A 15,069-nucleotide genomic window follows, 5' to 3' on the forward strand; every position below is an offset into this window, starting at 1 on the left:
TTATAAATTAATTAATCAAATGTCGGGAGAAACGATTGGATTTTACTCAGTAGAAATACGGTACTGAAATACGTTCGAGAAACTTTTTATATTAAAAGAAGTAATGAAAACTTAAATACACTCCGTAACAAAAAAAGCATTTCAGATTGAAATGCTTTTTTATATTGTTAAAGTTCTTTTCTTAACCTTGCTACAGGAATATTGAGCTGTTCACGATATTTAGCAATCGTTCTTCTGGCAATATTGTAACCCTGTTCTTTCAGAATGACTACTAATGCATCATCTGTAAGCGGTTTTCTTTTATTTTCTTTATTGATAACTTCCTGAAGATGGGTTTTGATCTCTTTGGTAGAAACTTCTTCTCCATCGTCATTCGTTAAACTGTCTGAGAACAGATCTTTAAGGTATACAATACCATTAGGAGTATCTGCATATTTACTTTTTACGACTCTTGAAATGGTAGAAATATCAAATCCTGTAATATCTGCAACATCTTTCAGGATCATTGGCTTCAGTGACTTTTCGTCTCCTGTGATAAAGTAATCCTTCTGGAACTTTACAATCGCTGTAATGGTCTGTAATAAGGTATTCTGACGCTGATTAATCGCATCGATATACCATTTTGCAGCATCCAGTTTTTGTTTAATAAATAAAGCAGCCTGCTTGTGTTCCGATGAGTTTTTATCATGGGAATACGTAGTCAGAATATCTTTATATTCTTCAGAAACTCTTAAAGTAGGTGCATTTTTACTGTTCAGCATAGGAATTACCTGGCCGTCTTTCACCTGAATAACAAAATCCGGGATAATTTCCTGATTGATTGTAATCGTCTGTGTATCAAAATTTCCTCCCACTTTAGGAGATAGTTTTGAGATTTCATCCAGAGCATCTTTCAGATCATCTTCTTCAATATCATATTTCTGAATGATTTTGTTATAATGCTTGTTGGTTAAAGCTTCAAACTGATGTCTTAAGATATTGGCAGCCAAAGAAACCGCTTTATCTGAGCTTACTTTCTTTTCAATCTGTAATAACAGACATTCCTGCAGACCTCTTGCTCCCACTCCGGGTGGATCCAGTTTCTGAACATAATTCTCAAGGATATCTTCCACTCTTTCTTTTGTGGTATAAATTCCCTGCGAGAAAGCTAAATCGTCAACAATAGACTTGATTTCTCTTCTCAGATATCCGTCTGTATCTAAATTCCCGATAAGGTATTCTGCAATCTTCAGATCTTCAGCACTGATATTCACCAAATGAATCTGTTCTGTAAGATAATCATATAAAGACTGTCCTTCCGTTAAAAGACTCTCGTTATCAAATTCTTCATCATCCGGAGAATAGTTGCTGGATGCGGTTTTATAGCTTGGTTCATCGTCATAGATATATTCATTGACGTCGAAATCTGTTTCAATGCTTTCTGTACCCTCATCCTGATAAGCGTCTTCAAGAGAAGAATATTCATCTTCCTTAGAATCTTCTTTTGCAATTTCCAAAGCTGGGTTTTCTTCTAACTCTCTCTCCAACTCCTCTTCAAATTCAAGAGTATGAAGCTGAATAAGCTTCATCAACTGGATCTGCTGAGGGGCCAGCTTCTGTCCTAATTTGAGTTGTAAGTGTTGTTTAAGCATATTCTTATTTGCGTTTTAACATAACATATTCTACGAATTTAATAAATTTATTTGATAAAAAACACATTTAGCATGATTTTTGCATTACTTACCCTAATATAATAAACTATTAAATAATAAAAAAAGCCTTAACTTGTGATTAAGGCTTTTTTTATTGTGTTAGAATTCAGCGCTTTTCGGCGTTCTTGGGAAAGGAATTACATCTCTGATATTCGTCATTCCTGTTACGAAAAGAACTAATCTTTCCAGTCCTAAACCAAAGCCTGCATGTGGCACAGAACCGAATTTTCTGGTATCAAGATACCACCAAAGTTCATGCTCATCTACGTGCATATCTGCCATTTTCTGTTTTAAAACATCTAGTCTTGCTTCTCTTTCTGATCCACCGATGATCTCACCGATACCAGGGAAAAGAACATCCATAGCGGCAACGGTTTTGTTATCATCATTCAGTTTCATGTAGAAAGCTTTGATTTCTTTCGGATAATCAAATAAGACTACCGGGCTTTCAAAATGTTTCTCAACAAGGTATCTTTCATGCTCAGACTGAAGGTCAGTTCCCCAACTTTCAACCGGGTAAGCGAATTTTCCTTTTTTGTTTTCTTTAGAATTCAATAAGATTTCGATAGCTTCCGTATAGCTTACACGTTTGAAACGCTTAGCCACTACATTCTGAAGTTTTTCGATAAGTCCTTCTTTTGCTCTTTCTTTCTCAGGTTTTGTTTTTTGCTCTTCTGCAAAACGGTTGTCTAAGAATTCAAGATCATCTTTACAGTTATCCAATACATACTGGATCACATATTTTAAGAAATCTTCCGCAAGGTCGATATTGTCTTCAAGGTTGTTGAATGCCACTTCCGGCTCAATCATCCAGAATTCTGCAAGGTGTCTTGTTGTGTTGGAATTTTCAGCACGGAAAGTAGGTCCGAAAGTATAGATTCTTCCTAATCCCATTGCTGCAGTTTCTCCTTCAAGCTGTCCTGAAACGGTAAGGTTTGTTTTTTTACCGAAGAAATCCTGTGCAAAATCAATTTCTCCTTCTTCAGTTTTAGGCATGTTGTTCAGGTCAAAGTTTGTTACTCCAAACATTTCACCTGCTCCTTCTGCATCTGCTCCTGTAATAACCGGAGTGTTGATATAGAAGAACTGGTTTTGGTTGAAGAATGAGTGAACTGCAAAACTTACAGCGTGACGCACTCTGAACACAGCTCCGAAAAGGTTCGTTCTGAATCTTAAGTGTGCCTGCTCACGAAGCTTTTCAAGGCTGTGTTTCTTAGGCTGAAGAATGGTACTCTGAAGTTCTTCTGTAAAGTTATCTCCTAAAACAATAATCTTTTTAGCGATAATTTCCACAGACTGTCCTGCTCCCTGGCTTTCTACCACTTCACCTACTACTTTCAGAGAAGAAGCAGTACTGATATTCTTGATGATTGCTTCATCAAAATTTTCGAAATCAACAACTATCTGCAAATTATTAATCGTAGAACCATCATTAAGCGCAATAAAGCGATTTGCACGGAAGGATCTTACCCATCCGTAAACGGTAATGTCATGATGTAATACTTTCTTGTAATCCTTTAGGACTTCTTTGATCGTTTGCTTTTTCATTTGTTGATGATAAATTTTTTATATAAAAATTAATGTCTGCAAAGTTACAAAAAAACAGCGCAACTTAATGATTGCGCTGTCTTTAAAAATCATTTAACAGGTATTTAGACTTTCAGTTCAGGAAATTCACCTTTTTTCATCTGCCAACCCTTCTTCATTTTCAGGTTACATTTCCACTCAATATTGTCCTGAACTTCAATAAAATCCGTATTGACCCGGAATGAACACACTTACATTATCACCTTTAGAAAGAATAAATTTGATTTACTCTGAGCTTTCATGGAATTAGTTTTATTGAAATGGTTATTAGTTTTTAAGTGCTAAGTTCGTGGTAAATTACCAGGTCATACATCCATTTTTAGACTATACTATACTTTTAAACATTGTTTTGGATTCAACGGATTTTAATTTTAACTGTTTATGATTTTTCAAATGATCACTACACTTTTACATCTCTAAATTCTGAACAAATATTTCATGCTTTACATTTTGTTTTTTACTGGTTATCATTTCTCATTGCTACCAGCTTCGTTAATAATTTTGTTATCCAGTTCCTAACCCTGATCTTTTAATTAACCGTTAGTTTGGAATAATATCTTGTACTGTTTACATACAAAATAAAAGGTTGTGTTTTTACCTGAAGCAAAGATGCAGGAAGTAGAATAACGATACAAGTGAATGCTTTATAGATTCATAAATTTATATACCTAAAATCATGAATTTATAAATAATAAAATATTAAAAATCAATCGATTAACCTTGATTCGAAGACATATTTTCGATTTCTTTCAGATAGATAGAAAGTGGTGTTCCGGTGCGTTTTTTGAAGGCTAAAGTGAAGGCCTGTTCATTATTATATCCCAATTCTTCAGCAATAAAAGGAATTTTATAAGACCTGAATTTTCTGTCATTGGCCAATCTACTGATGGCATAATCAATACGGAGATCGTTGAGATAAGTAGCAAAGTTTTTTCCTTTGTAAGTATTGATAATTTCCGACAAATATTTCGAGTTTGTTTTTATTTTTTTGGCAAGACTTCCCAATGTAATTCCTTTATTCAAAAACTGATCTTTGTTTTCAAATATCTCAAGTTCTTTTAAAATAGTCTGGGCAATATCTTCAGAAATGGTTCTGGATGTTTTGTCCTCAGAATTTTCTGTATTTTCTACCGGAAGAATCTCAGAATGAATTTCGATTGGGGTTTCCGGATCTGTATTTTTCCCTACCCTATTTTCATTAACGGACTGAATAAGATCCTGAGCAATCTTCTTATAGTTCTTTTCAGATTTTTTATATTTAAAATAAACGTTGATAAATAATAAATGTGAAATCAACAAAAGACTTAAAACAATATAGAAAAGACTTTTCCTTTTCGTAAGCTCATTGGTAATACTTTCTTTCTCCTGCTGTAGTTCCGGAGTATCATATCTTCTCGGAAGCTCCCTGGAAATATACCTGAACTGCATATCCAGCACCTGATCCACCTTTAAAAAGCGATCCACATAATACAGCTGCTTTTCTTTATCACCGTTTTCTTTATAATAATCAATCAGGTAGGTATATACATCTCTCAGCTCGGGGTAGATATAATTTGTTTTAAGAACCAAAGAATCTATCTTCTGGAAAAAGCCTACTGTTTTCTCTTTTTCTTTCAGCCCGGCATAGGATTTCCCTAAATACAAAAGGGTATAATTCTGGTTTCTTTTACTGCCATTACTTTTTGTAAAGAAATATTTTTCGCATTCCAATAAGCCATCGATGGCTTTCTGATAATTTCTGGAATGCAGATTATAATATCCAAGCAGCCCAAGATTCTGATGATATCGGTAAACATCTTTATTTTTTTTAGAATCCAGCAACCCATCCTTTATCAATACATAAGCAGAATCCATTTTATTGATCTCTATATAAGCATCTGCCAGATTCAGTTTGAGAGAATTTATCTCATCTTCGTTCATATAATCTGTATCATAAGCATAGTGTCTCAGTACTTTTGCTGTCTCTGCATGTTTTCCTATATAATTGTTCAGATAAGCAATACTGATATGTGCCATAGCAATCTGCCTCTTATTTCCTTTTTCTTTTGCATATTTCAGTCCCAGGATATAATTATTGAATGCAGATTGAAGATTGTCATTCTTAGAGTATAAATTTCCTCTTAGCAGATAAATTCTAGCCGGATAGGTGTTTTCTTTGGATTTTTTTGTGATGTACTGTAAGCTGTCTAAATATTTTAATGCGTTGGGTAAATCTTCAGTAAAATGAAGCATAACATATCCTTCAGCAATCTGAGTGGTATTTTTTTCAGATTTTGCCTTTTTAAGATAATAATCGGCAATACTTTTACTGTTTTCTTCTCCCACAGCACTGTTATAGAATTCTTTTTCCAATTCTTCATAAGTACTTTCTTCCAGAGAATTTTTTCTAATATTAAGGGTTTGTGCATGATAAAACACAACCCCTATAATAAAAAACAGTAGTAAAGATTTTATTTTCATCATTCATCCTAGCTATATTACAAAAATATTATTTTTCTTCAGTAGATACACCACTCCTTTTGCTTTTTTCCATGTATTCATCCATATTTTCATTAAAATCTAGAACAATAATTCAACAAAAAGTGAATACAAACTAATATTATATCCTTTTCAAATATCATTTCCATTCTACTTTACCTTCCAGATAATACACTTTACCATTATTTTCATACAATAGATCGTATCCCTGAGATGTCAGGTAGAAATGACAGACTTTCATCTCGCCGTTTCTGTCTTTAAATTGAATAATAGCAGGACACATTTTCGCACGGTCCATTTTTTTCACAATCAGATCAAAATTTTTCTGGATATTTTTTTTACCGTAGAGAGATAACATTCTGTCATCAATAAAACGGACATATTTCAAAGAGGAAAGCGGGTAAGTAATCAACGTAAAAGGTTGTCCCGCCAGTTTCGCCGCATTCTCATTAAAAAAGTTTGTGATTGAAATACTATCCTGTGTAATTTTTTTTACCACACTTGATTCATATCTTTTCCCGTCATTAAACTCCATACTGTATATAGCTTCCATTTTAATCGCAAATCCTTTCCCTGATTTTCTTAAATCTGTAAGGTCTGTAAATTCTTTTCCTTTTTTAATCACAATCAAAACATTCCCCTCTCCAAAATCACAGTCATAATATTTTTTATAATCAAAAGACTCTTCAATATTGGTCTTCAATGTATCTGTTGCAGTATTTTGTGAAAAAATAAGTGCCGGCAACATCAATAAAAATAAGATCAGTTTATCATTTTTCATAGTGAAGTATTTTATGGTTTAAAATCATTTACTTAATTTTTTGAGATATCGATAGTGAGAAACAACAGCTTTCACAATACTTTTCTCATGGTATGGAAAATTACTTCTGGCTGCTGCTTTTCGGATCGCCGGAGTAATAATCGTATAAACGGTGTGTGGTAAACCGGGAAAAAGATGATGTGCTGCGTGGGAATTGAATCCTCCGAAAATCCAGTTGGCCAATCTGCTGGTTGGGTGATAATCCAATGAAACGGCTAACTGATGTTCATAATAATCATAGGGCAGATATCCTTTATCATCCGCTTTGGGAAAATCGGTTTCAAGGCTCAGGTGAGAAATGATCAGGGTCAGCACAAAAAACAACGAAATTGTCACATGCATGATAATAAAAGAAACAATAACCGTCAACATCGGAATATCAGTAAAAAGCACAGGCAAAATCAACATATAGCTGAAGTAAGCTAATTTTAACAGGATAACTTCAGCCACAGACATTATGGAATGTCTCTGATTTCTGAGATTGGCCAATTCTTTTTTTCTGACATATATAAAATCTTTAATGACAATCCAATGCAAGGTGTAAAAACAATACAGTACGGTAGCATATAAATGCTGATAAGCATGGATTCTTCTTTTGGGATGATGTGCAGACAGCCGTAAAAAAATATTATCATCAATATCCGCATCACAGCCATCCACATTGGGAAATACATGATGGGATGCAATATGTCTTGTTCTCCACAGTCTTGCATTCACTCCCTGCAGATTAAATGTGATATAATAAATAATCTGATTCACCTTTTTATACCTGGAAAATGTATTGTGTACACAATCATGAGCACAATTAAAAGCCAATAGTATTCCCGTAAGCCCCAGGACAATATAATTCAAAGCTACTGCCCAATTCTTATCTTCCATATAAGGATTAAAAAGATTAGCATATAGCAGCAGGAAGCTCAAAGAATAAAACAGAAATTTCACAATCATTAATCTGCCTGCCTTTTTTGTCACTTCATCTGTCAGTAATACTTTCACCTCTTCGCGCAATTCTGAATAGAAAGGAGAGGTTGCCTTTTTAAATCTGATTTTTGGTTTCATAATCATTGTATTAATTATTTAAAAGACGAGATTAATTCCTACACCGTAACGGAATCCTTTGATAGGAAAAGGTTTATAGGTATTATATTCGAAATTGTACCCGAATTCTGCACACAAGAAGTGGTAGAAGTTGATTCCTGCCTTGGGCGAAACTGCATAAGGTGAAACTCCCGCGCCTGCATATAAAGAGGATACCTCTGCGCCATCCTGAAAGGAAACAACTTTTCTGAAATAATCAAACTCCGGAATCACCAGTAATCTTCTTTCATCCCACCAGTTAAAGTGGCCTCTTAAGCTGTAGTAATTTTTATCACCATCAGTAAGTTTCGTTCCTATTGACAGGAATGCCTTGTTATCCAGTGAAGTCCCTTCAATTCTGGTGCTGAGAAGAATGACCAGCCATTTTTTCTCTTTGACTTCTTCAAATTGGGCTTTCAGAAAGCCACATAGAAATATTGCGGTGATGACAACGAACTTTTTCATAACGCCTGATTTGTTTTTTGTTTCTTGAAATTCCAGTTGATGAGAGGGAGTTTTCTCCTTCCGTTTTCATTCCATCCACCAATCTGTATTCCTCTGAAATCCTTGCATTTATTATACAGACCGATCTGTATTCCCCTGCATTTCTGCCCGATATTGGCTAATGGTGCTACAGAAACCCCTTTCATCTCATGATGCAGATTAAAAAATGGAGAAACAGACATCCCGTGGGTTACCGCATAGGTATTCACATTACTCGATATATTGATCTCTAGACCATTGGTGACCGTGGGTTCCATATTGATCAGTGAAAGCTGAAGTCCGTTAATGGTATTCATCTTTTCGCGGGGAAGAATTACATAATCATTATTAAGATTCCAATGATCCGGCTGTAAAGTAAAAAGCATTAATGGAGGAAGGAAAATACCCATAACGTTGAATCCCATCCCTAATCCATTTACTTTTTTAGGTTTAAAATGATCTTCTTCATCATAATATTTAAATAGAATTCCGTTGACGTTCTTGACATTCTTTGAAGGTGAAGCTGCAATTAATCTCGGTTTCAAAGAATCTGCTTTTAAACTGTCTGATGCATATATCAGGCTACTGAATAAAAGAACTGCTGCTAATAAAATTCGTGTTTTCATAACTCGTTATTTTAAAATTACAGTTCAAAATTATCAGCGAAAGGCTCAGTTCCGAATGTGAAAAAAAATTAAAAAAAATACTACATTTGTGAAAATCACAAAACTATGCACCAGGAAGCTCTCCTCAAGGAAATCCGAAGAAAAATCGGTGAAAAATCTTTAAATGATGAAATTGCCAACATCCTTAATATCAGCTACGATGCAGCTCACAGAAGAACTTCTTTGAAAGCGAAGTTTAGTTTTGAGGAAGCACTGGAACTAGCCAAATACTATCAGATCTCACTGGATCAGTTTCTGGGAACGGAAAACCAGTTGGTAGTCAAAAGAACACAGCCTGTAAAAACTACCGAAGATCTTCTCAACTACTTCGAGAACTCTTTAAAGATTTTGAATGTTTTTCAGAATATTACCAATTCTAAAGTATTTTATTCAGCAAAAGACATCCCGTTTTTTTATACGATTTCAGATTCAGTGCTGTCCCGTTTCAAATTTTATGTCTGGATGAATCTCCTGAACCAGGATAAATTCTTAAGTCCTTTTCACGAATTTAATATGGAGTACCATTCTGTAAAAAATGAAATGCTGAAAGACCTTTATGATAAACAAAATGTAACGGAAATATGGAATGACACCACCATTATGAGTGCATTGAGACAAATCTCATTTTATTATGAAATGGGATTGTTAAAAAAGAATGATGTGGATCTTATTCTGGAGGATCTGAGAAAATTGCTGGAAGGACTTGAAATCAAAACACTGGAAAAAACTAATTTCCAAATATATGTGAATGATTTAGTAATTTTAAACAACAGTATTTTATTCAAAAATGAAGAGCAATGTTCTTTTTTTGTTCCTTTCAGCATGTTCGGATATATGATGACCAATGATAAAATCACCTGTGAAGATTCTCTGAGCTATTTTGAACATCAGATCAAAAACTCAAGATCACTGAATGAATCCGGGAACAGAGAGAGGAAAATTTTTTTTAATAAAATGTATGAACAGATTGACCGATTAAAACAAAATTTATCATGAATACGCTTCGTAACGGCGAATATTTTGGGGAAACCAATCAACGGGTTAATTTAGAAGGATTAACCATCACTGATACGGAATATACACATCCTTACGTAGACTGGCATTATCATGAGAATGCTTACTTTACCTTCCTGCTTCAGGGCAATATGACGGAAGGAAATAAAAAAGAAACTTACAGCTGTTCTGCCGGAACATTATTGTACCATCATTGGGAAGATCCGCATTACAATAGTAAACCTGATGTTTTTACAAGAGGTTTTCATATCGAGCTCTCCCAAAGCTGGTTTGACCGTTTTGATATTCAGAAAAATAAAGTGGAAGGCAGCATTAATATAAAAAATCCGGCCTTAAAACTATTGGTGTATCAGATGTTCAAAGAAACCAAAACTTACGATATTTCTTTTGAACTGGCTGTTAATCAGCTGTTAGTAAACCTTTTCAGCCAGTTAACCCATCAGAAGGAAAGCTCGGAAAGAAAACCCGTGTGGGTAAGTCGGATTAATGAAATTTTACATGAAAGCTTTACAGAAAACCTCAGTCTCACTGAACTTTCCAATATACTGGACATTCACCCTATTCATATCAGCAGGGATTTCCACAAATATTTCCATTGTAATCTTGGCGAATACCTAAGAAAATTAAAACTTAATAAATCTCTGGAACTTCTTGCGCTACCTCATACTTTAACAGATGTTGCTCTGGAATGCGGTTTTTCAGACCAGAGTCATTTTATCCGGTGTTTTAAGGAAAATATTGGAATTACCCCTTTGAAATACAGGAATCTTTTGAAAAATCATTGAACCTCTATTTGAAAGTAAAGGGGATGTTTCAAACAATTGCACACTAAAGATATTCTTCCTGCATCAGAATCACATTTTGAGAGATCATCATTCACGATTTGGATACATCATTCCCCGATTCGGCTACATTTACCCTATGGTAAGTTTCCATCTTTGTACCATCATTTAAACAAAAAAATATTTACAAATGGAAACAAAAAAAGTATGGTTCGTGACAGGAGCTTCAAAAGGCTTAGGATTCGAGTTGGTAAAAAAATTACTATCCGAGGGATTTCAGGTTGCTGCCACAAGCCGTACCGTTGAATCCCTGATCTCCACTATCGGAGAAACATCAGTAAACTTCCTTCCACTTAGCGTCAACATTACAGACAATAATGATATAAAATCTGCCATTGAAAAAACGGTTGAACACTTCGGACGAATTGATGTGGTTGTCAACAATGCGGGATATGGACAAATCGGAACGCTGGAAGAACTTACCGATGAAGAAGCAAGAGAAAATTATGCTGTGAATGTTTTCGGAACATTGAATGTGATCAGAAATGCTATGCCTTACCTTCGTGAACAAAGATCAGGGAACATCTTCAATATTTCTTCTGTTGGCGGATATTCTGCTAATTTTCCGGGCTGGGGAATTTACTGTTCTACAAAATTTGCAGTGGCCGGATTTACGGAAGCACTGGCCGAAGAAGTAAAAGACTTCGGAGTTCATGCTACTGTGGTTTATCCCGGATATTTCCGTACCGATTTTTTAACTAAAGATTCTGTAAAAACGCCTTCAAATCCTATTCAGGCTTACGAAGCGGCAAGAAATTCTGAACAGGCACATCTCAATGAAATCAACGGAAACCAACCCAATGATCCTGAAAAAGCAGCTGATGTTCTCATCCAGATCAGTAAAGAGAAAAATCCTCCTGTACATTTATTATTGGGGGTAGGAACGGTGGAGTTTCTCCATAATAAAATTGATATTTTAAAGAAAGATGCTGAGAAATGGGAAAGTTTAACTGTTTCTACTGCCATTTAATCTGATAATAATATCCTTCGGCTACGTTCAGGATGACATTCCTGATACTTGATGTTTCAATGTTTACAGATGAATTCAATATAAAGTGTTACAAAAGTCAGTCAGAGCGGAGCCGAAGACTTTTTAAGATCATGCAATACACTTTTTACAAAAACAACTAACTTAGCTCTTATGAAACAACCCGTTCGTTTTAATTCTATATCAGATTTTCATGCTTTCTGTGGGCTTCCTAATCCTGAGCATCCGTTGATCAGTGTGATAGATTACAGCAAGGTTCGTTATATCGTTGAAAATGAAGAACTGAAGTGGATTCAGTGTTTTTATTCAATTGGTTTGAAAAAGAATGTCACTCCAAAATTCAATTATGGGCAACAGCAATATGATTTTGATTCAGGAGTGTTGTGTTTTGTTTCGCCACAGCAATATTTAAGTCTTGAAATCAATCCAGATATTGAAGTAGAACCCACCGGATTTTTATTGCTGATTCATCCTGATTTTCTGTGGAATACTTCGTTAACCAGAAAAATAAAATCATATGACTTCTTCAGTTATCAGGTAAAAGAGGCACTTTTCCTTTCTGATAAGGAAGAGAAAATCCTTGTAGAGATTTTTAAAAATATTGAACGGGAATATCAGTCCAATACGGATAAATTTACCCAGGAATTGATTATCGCCCAGATTGAATTATTGCTGGTTTACTCTGACCGTTTTTATGAACGTCAATTTTTCACCAGAAAAAAATCAAGTCATGAATTGTTGTATAAATTCGAAGACCTCCTTTCTCAATATTTTGAAAACGGAAACCTCCTTGAAAATGGTATTCCATCGGTAAAAACCATTGCCGAACAAATGAATATTTCTCCCAATTATCTGGGAACACTGCTCCGTTTGCATACGCAGCAAAATACCCAGCAGCATATTCAGAATAGATTAATTGATTCCGCCAAAGAGCGTTTGAGTACCACAAATTTATCGGTAAGTGAAATTGCCTATGAACTGGGATTTGAACATCCTCAATCTTTCAGTAAACTCTTTAAACAAAAGACGAATCAGTCTCCGGGAGAATTTAGAAAACTGTTCAATTAGAATAGATCGCAAATCATAAAACAGTAATGTTAATTTCATTCTATTTTACCACGAAGAAGTTTGTTACTTTTGTTTAAATACTTCTAGCAATGAAACCTGTTCTATTATTGATCCTTATTTTTACATTTTATCTTTATCACGGACAAAATAAAAACATAGTCAATCCAGAGAAAACTGAGAATCCCATTCAAAAAAAATATACCGGAAAAATTATTTTTCTTACTCAAAATATTGCCCTGGAAAATCTGAAAGATTCGGATATTCTTAATTCTACAGTATTTCATGAAAACGGAGATCTTGCCATTCATGCTTTCTTTGATAACTCTCTTGTCAACTATCTGCATCAGCTTGAACCCAACTGGACAGCGGAAGAACTTCTCAAAAAAGGAAATTATCAGTTCTCATTTTATGTGGACGGAAAGCTGATTTATACAGAAAATCTCAATACAGGAGCAGGTACAGCAGAAAATAAAAAAGTCAAAACGACATTGCGAATTCCTCTTATCAGCAGTAAAAATGAAGATTCATGGGGAAGGTATTTATGGATGCGTTTTTATATGGCACATAATGGAATTGATGCTTTGGCATCAGGAAATCACCTCTTAAAAATCGAAATACGTCCTTATCTCCATGTTTCCACAATCAAAACAGGGCCTGTTATTGCAGAAGGGCACATCAACCTTACTGTTCCTTCTCAAAATATTACGGAGCAGCAGATTGTCATTCAGCCTATACCACCCCATAGCGGATGGAAGATTTCTCATGAGAAAATGAATACAGAGATCATCAAATCTCTGAACAGGAAAATTGCAGAAAACAGGTTTAAAAATATAACCGGAATTGTCATTATAAAAGACGGAAAATTACTTCTTGAAGAATATTTCAACGGTTCCGGAAGAGATTCTCTGCAGGACACCCGCTCAGTAGGAAAATCATTTTCTTCGGCATTGACAGGAATTGCGATCAAAGAAGGATATTTAAAAAGTGAAGATCAAAATCTGAAGGAATTTTATAACCTGAATCAGTTTAAAAACGATTCTTCTCAAAAAGAAAATGTTACCCTAAAAAGTTTATTGACCATGAGTTCCGGATTTGATGGAAATGATGAAAATTATGAATCTCCAGGAAATGAAGAAAATATGTATCCGACTGAGAACTGGGTAAAGTTTACTCTGGATCTGCCGATGACTGAGAATTCAATAGGAAAAAACTGGAGTTATTTCACAGCCGGGGTTGTGTTAACCGGAGATATTTTAGATAAAACAGTTCCACAAGGTCTGAAAAACTATGCAGATAAAAAACTATTTCATCCTCTTGGAATTACGAATTACAAATGGCAGTTTACCCCACAGCAAAAACCTTCTCTGGCCGGAGGATTACGCATGAAAGCTCTTGATTTTGCAAAATTCGGGCAGCTGTATAAAAATAACGGAATCTGGAATGGGAAAACGATTTTGACCCAAGACTGGATTAAGAAATCTTTCACCAATTACTTCACAGATAACCCTGATTTTGAAGGATATGGATATTTATTCTGGAGAAAAGTTTATACAGTAGGAAACAATAGTTATGAAGCTTTCCAGTCTAGTGGAAATGGAGGAAACAAAATCATTATTTTCACCCAAATACCAGTTGTCATAGTGATTACTGCACAAGCCTATAATAAACCCTATGCCCACCAGCAATCTGAAAAAATAGTACAGGATTATCTTTTACCCGCATTAAAAATGAGTAATGAGTAATGAATAATCAGTAATGAAAATAGTAATGTGAAAATAGTGAAAGAATAGCTTATTGCTTATTGCAAATTATTCGTCTTTCTTTGAAGGAATAAGAAAAACATCAATAAGACCTTCAGGAAGTTCCATTTTGATGGTTCTTTCTTCTCTGTCAACTTCAAGAATCCAGTCTTTGATCATAGGAATGACCACTTCTTTTCCATCCAGATTGGTAATGAAATATACCTGTGCTGTCTGATCGTTTACGGATCTGATCACCCCACAGTTGCTATCATTTTGATCAAAAATTTCAAATCCGATGATCTCGTGGTAATAGAATTGTTTTCCTGAAAGTTTAGGCAGTGAAGTAAGCGGAAGGTAAACACTTTTACCTAACACCTGATCCACCATAGACTCAGAAGAGTTTTTGAATGCAAGATTCAGAGCATCCAGTTTGCTCCATGATGATTTTTCAATAAAAAATGGAACCAATAATCCGTTGATTTCAACGAATATTGATTCCAATTTATTGTAAAGCTCGGGTTGATCGGTATCCAATTTAAGGATTACGTTACCCGCAAGTCCATGTCTGCGTGTGATTTTACCTAAAAAATAGCAATCTTCTTTACGCATAACAG

The 15,069-nt window shown here is 34.8% G+C and carries 13 protein-coding genes; 5 read left to right on the forward strand and 8 right to left on the reverse strand.

What is annotated here, in order from left to right:
• Positions 1-167 precede the first annotated feature (167 nt).
• From rpoN to CQ022_RS10135, 7 genes are all read right to left on the reverse strand, one after another.
• Positions 168-1,631, reverse strand: coding sequence for an RNA polymerase factor sigma-54 (rpoN, locus tag CQ022_RS10105; RefSeq protein ID WP_105681277.1), 1,464 nt, complete (start codon positions 1,629-1,631; stop codon positions 168-170).
• 159 nt (positions 1,632-1,790) lie between these two features.
• On the reverse strand, positions 1,791-3,239 hold the full coding sequence (gene asnS, locus CQ022_RS10110; protein WP_105681278.1) for an asparagine--tRNA ligase: 1,449 nt from the start codon (positions 3,237-3,239) through the stop codon (positions 1,791-1,793).
• Positions 3,240-3,992: 753 nt separating this feature from the next.
• A complete protein-coding gene (locus tag CQ022_RS10115; protein ID WP_105681279.1) occupies positions 3,993-5,741 on the reverse strand; it encodes a helix-turn-helix domain-containing protein in 1,749 nt (582 codons plus the stop codon).
• A 154-nt stretch (positions 5,742-5,895) separates the two neighbouring features.
• A complete protein-coding gene (locus CQ022_RS10120; protein WP_105681280.1) occupies positions 5,896-6,537 on the reverse strand; it encodes a hypothetical protein in 642 nt (213 codons plus the stop codon).
• A 24-nt stretch (positions 6,538-6,561) separates the two neighbouring features.
• Entirely contained in the window at positions 6,562-7,635 is a 1,074-nt protein-coding gene (locus CQ022_RS10125) for a fatty acid desaturase family protein (protein WP_165791606.1), read from the reverse strand.
• Between the two features lie 18 nt (positions 7,636-7,653).
• Positions 7,654-8,118, reverse strand: a complete 465-nt coding sequence (locus CQ022_RS10130; RefSeq protein ID WP_105681282.1) for a hypothetical protein — start codon at positions 8,116-8,118, stop codon at positions 7,654-7,656.
• Positions 8,115-8,762, reverse strand: a complete 648-nt coding sequence (locus tag CQ022_RS10135; RefSeq protein WP_105681283.1) for an LA_2272 family surface repeat-containing protein — start codon at positions 8,760-8,762, stop codon at positions 8,115-8,117. Before CQ022_RS10135 ends, CQ022_RS10130 begins: the two co-directional genes overlap by 4 nt.
• A 105-nt stretch (positions 8,763-8,867) precedes the next feature.
• Between CQ022_RS10135 and CQ022_RS10140 the strand changes: the two genes are divergently transcribed.
• The 5 genes from CQ022_RS10140 (at position 8,868) to CQ022_RS10160 (ending at position 14,455) form a co-directional block, all read left to right on the forward strand.
• A complete protein-coding gene (locus CQ022_RS10140) occupies positions 8,868-9,797 on the forward strand; it encodes a helix-turn-helix domain-containing protein (protein WP_105681284.1) in 930 nt (309 codons plus the stop codon).
• Positions 9,794-10,600: a helix-turn-helix domain-containing protein gene (locus CQ022_RS10145; protein ID WP_105681285.1), complete on the forward strand. Its 807-nt coding sequence runs from the start codon at positions 9,794-9,796 to the stop codon at positions 10,598-10,600. Before CQ022_RS10140 ends, CQ022_RS10145 begins: the two co-directional genes overlap by 4 nt.
• A gap of 187 nt (positions 10,601-10,787) precedes the next feature.
• Positions 10,788-11,627 (forward strand): SDR family oxidoreductase, encoded by an 840-nt coding sequence (locus CQ022_RS10150; RefSeq protein ID WP_105681286.1) that lies wholly within the window; start codon positions 10,788-10,790, stop codon positions 11,625-11,627.
• Between the two features lie 171 nt (positions 11,628-11,798).
• A complete protein-coding gene (locus tag CQ022_RS10155; RefSeq protein ID WP_105681287.1) occupies positions 11,799-12,713 on the forward strand; it encodes a helix-turn-helix domain-containing protein in 915 nt (304 codons plus the stop codon).
• Positions 12,714-12,802: 89 nt separating this feature from the next.
• Entirely contained in the window at positions 12,803-14,455 is a 1,653-nt protein-coding gene (locus CQ022_RS10160; protein ID WP_105681288.1) for a serine hydrolase domain-containing protein, read from the forward strand.
• A 66-nt stretch (positions 14,456-14,521) separates the two neighbouring features.
• Here the strand turns inward: CQ022_RS10160 and rimM are convergent, their stop codons facing one another.
• Entirely contained in the window at positions 14,522-15,064 is a 543-nt protein-coding gene (gene rimM, locus CQ022_RS10165) for a ribosome maturation factor RimM (protein WP_105681289.1), read from the reverse strand.
• Positions 15,065-15,069: the final 5 nt, after the last annotated feature.

The sequence above is a fragment of the Chryseobacterium culicis genome (genome assembly GCF_002979755.1).
In the GTDB taxonomy this organism is placed as follows: domain Bacteria; phylum Bacteroidota; class Bacteroidia; order Flavobacteriales; family Weeksellaceae; genus Chryseobacterium; species Chryseobacterium culicis_A.

Excerpts from the sequence above, each read along its gene's own strand:
- rpoN (WP_105681277.1), bottom strand. The coding sequence starts at position 1,631 with ATGCTTAAACAACACTTACAACTCAAATTAGGACAGAAGCTGGCCCCT.
- asnS (WP_105681278.1), bottom strand. The coding sequence starts at position 3,239 with ATGAAAAAGCAAACGATCAAAGAAGTCCTAAAGGATTACAAGAAAGTA.
- CQ022_RS10115 (WP_105681279.1), bottom strand. The coding sequence starts at position 5,741 with ATGATGAAAATAAAATCTTTACTACTGTTTTTTATTATAGGGGTTGTG.
- CQ022_RS10120 (WP_105681280.1), bottom strand. The coding sequence starts at position 6,537 with ATGAAAAATGATAAACTGATCTTATTTTTATTGATGTTGCCGGCACTT.
- CQ022_RS10125 (WP_165791606.1), bottom strand. The coding sequence starts at position 7,635 with ATGAAACCAAAAATCAGATTTAAAAAGGCAACCTCTCCTTTCTATTCA.
- CQ022_RS10130 (WP_105681282.1), bottom strand. The coding sequence starts at position 8,118 with ATGAAAAAGTTCGTTGTCATCACCGCAATATTTCTATGTGGCTTTCTG.
- CQ022_RS10135 (WP_105681283.1), bottom strand. The coding sequence starts at position 8,762 with ATGAAAACACGAATTTTATTAGCAGCAGTTCTTTTATTCAGTAGCCTG.
- CQ022_RS10140 (WP_105681284.1), top strand. The coding sequence starts at position 8,868 with ATGCACCAGGAAGCTCTCCTCAAGGAAATCCGAAGAAAAATCGGTGAA.
- CQ022_RS10145 (WP_105681285.1), top strand. The coding sequence starts at position 9,794 with ATGAATACGCTTCGTAACGGCGAATATTTTGGGGAAACCAATCAACGG.
- CQ022_RS10150 (WP_105681286.1), top strand. The coding sequence starts at position 10,788 with ATGGAAACAAAAAAAGTATGGTTCGTGACAGGAGCTTCAAAAGGCTTA.
- CQ022_RS10155 (WP_105681287.1), top strand. The coding sequence starts at position 11,799 with ATGAAACAACCCGTTCGTTTTAATTCTATATCAGATTTTCATGCTTTC.
- CQ022_RS10160 (WP_105681288.1), top strand. The coding sequence starts at position 12,803 with ATGAAACCTGTTCTATTATTGATCCTTATTTTTACATTTTATCTTTAT.
- rimM (WP_105681289.1), bottom strand. The coding sequence starts at position 15,064 with ATGCGTAAAGAAGATTGCTATTTTTTAGGTAAAATCACACGCAGACAT.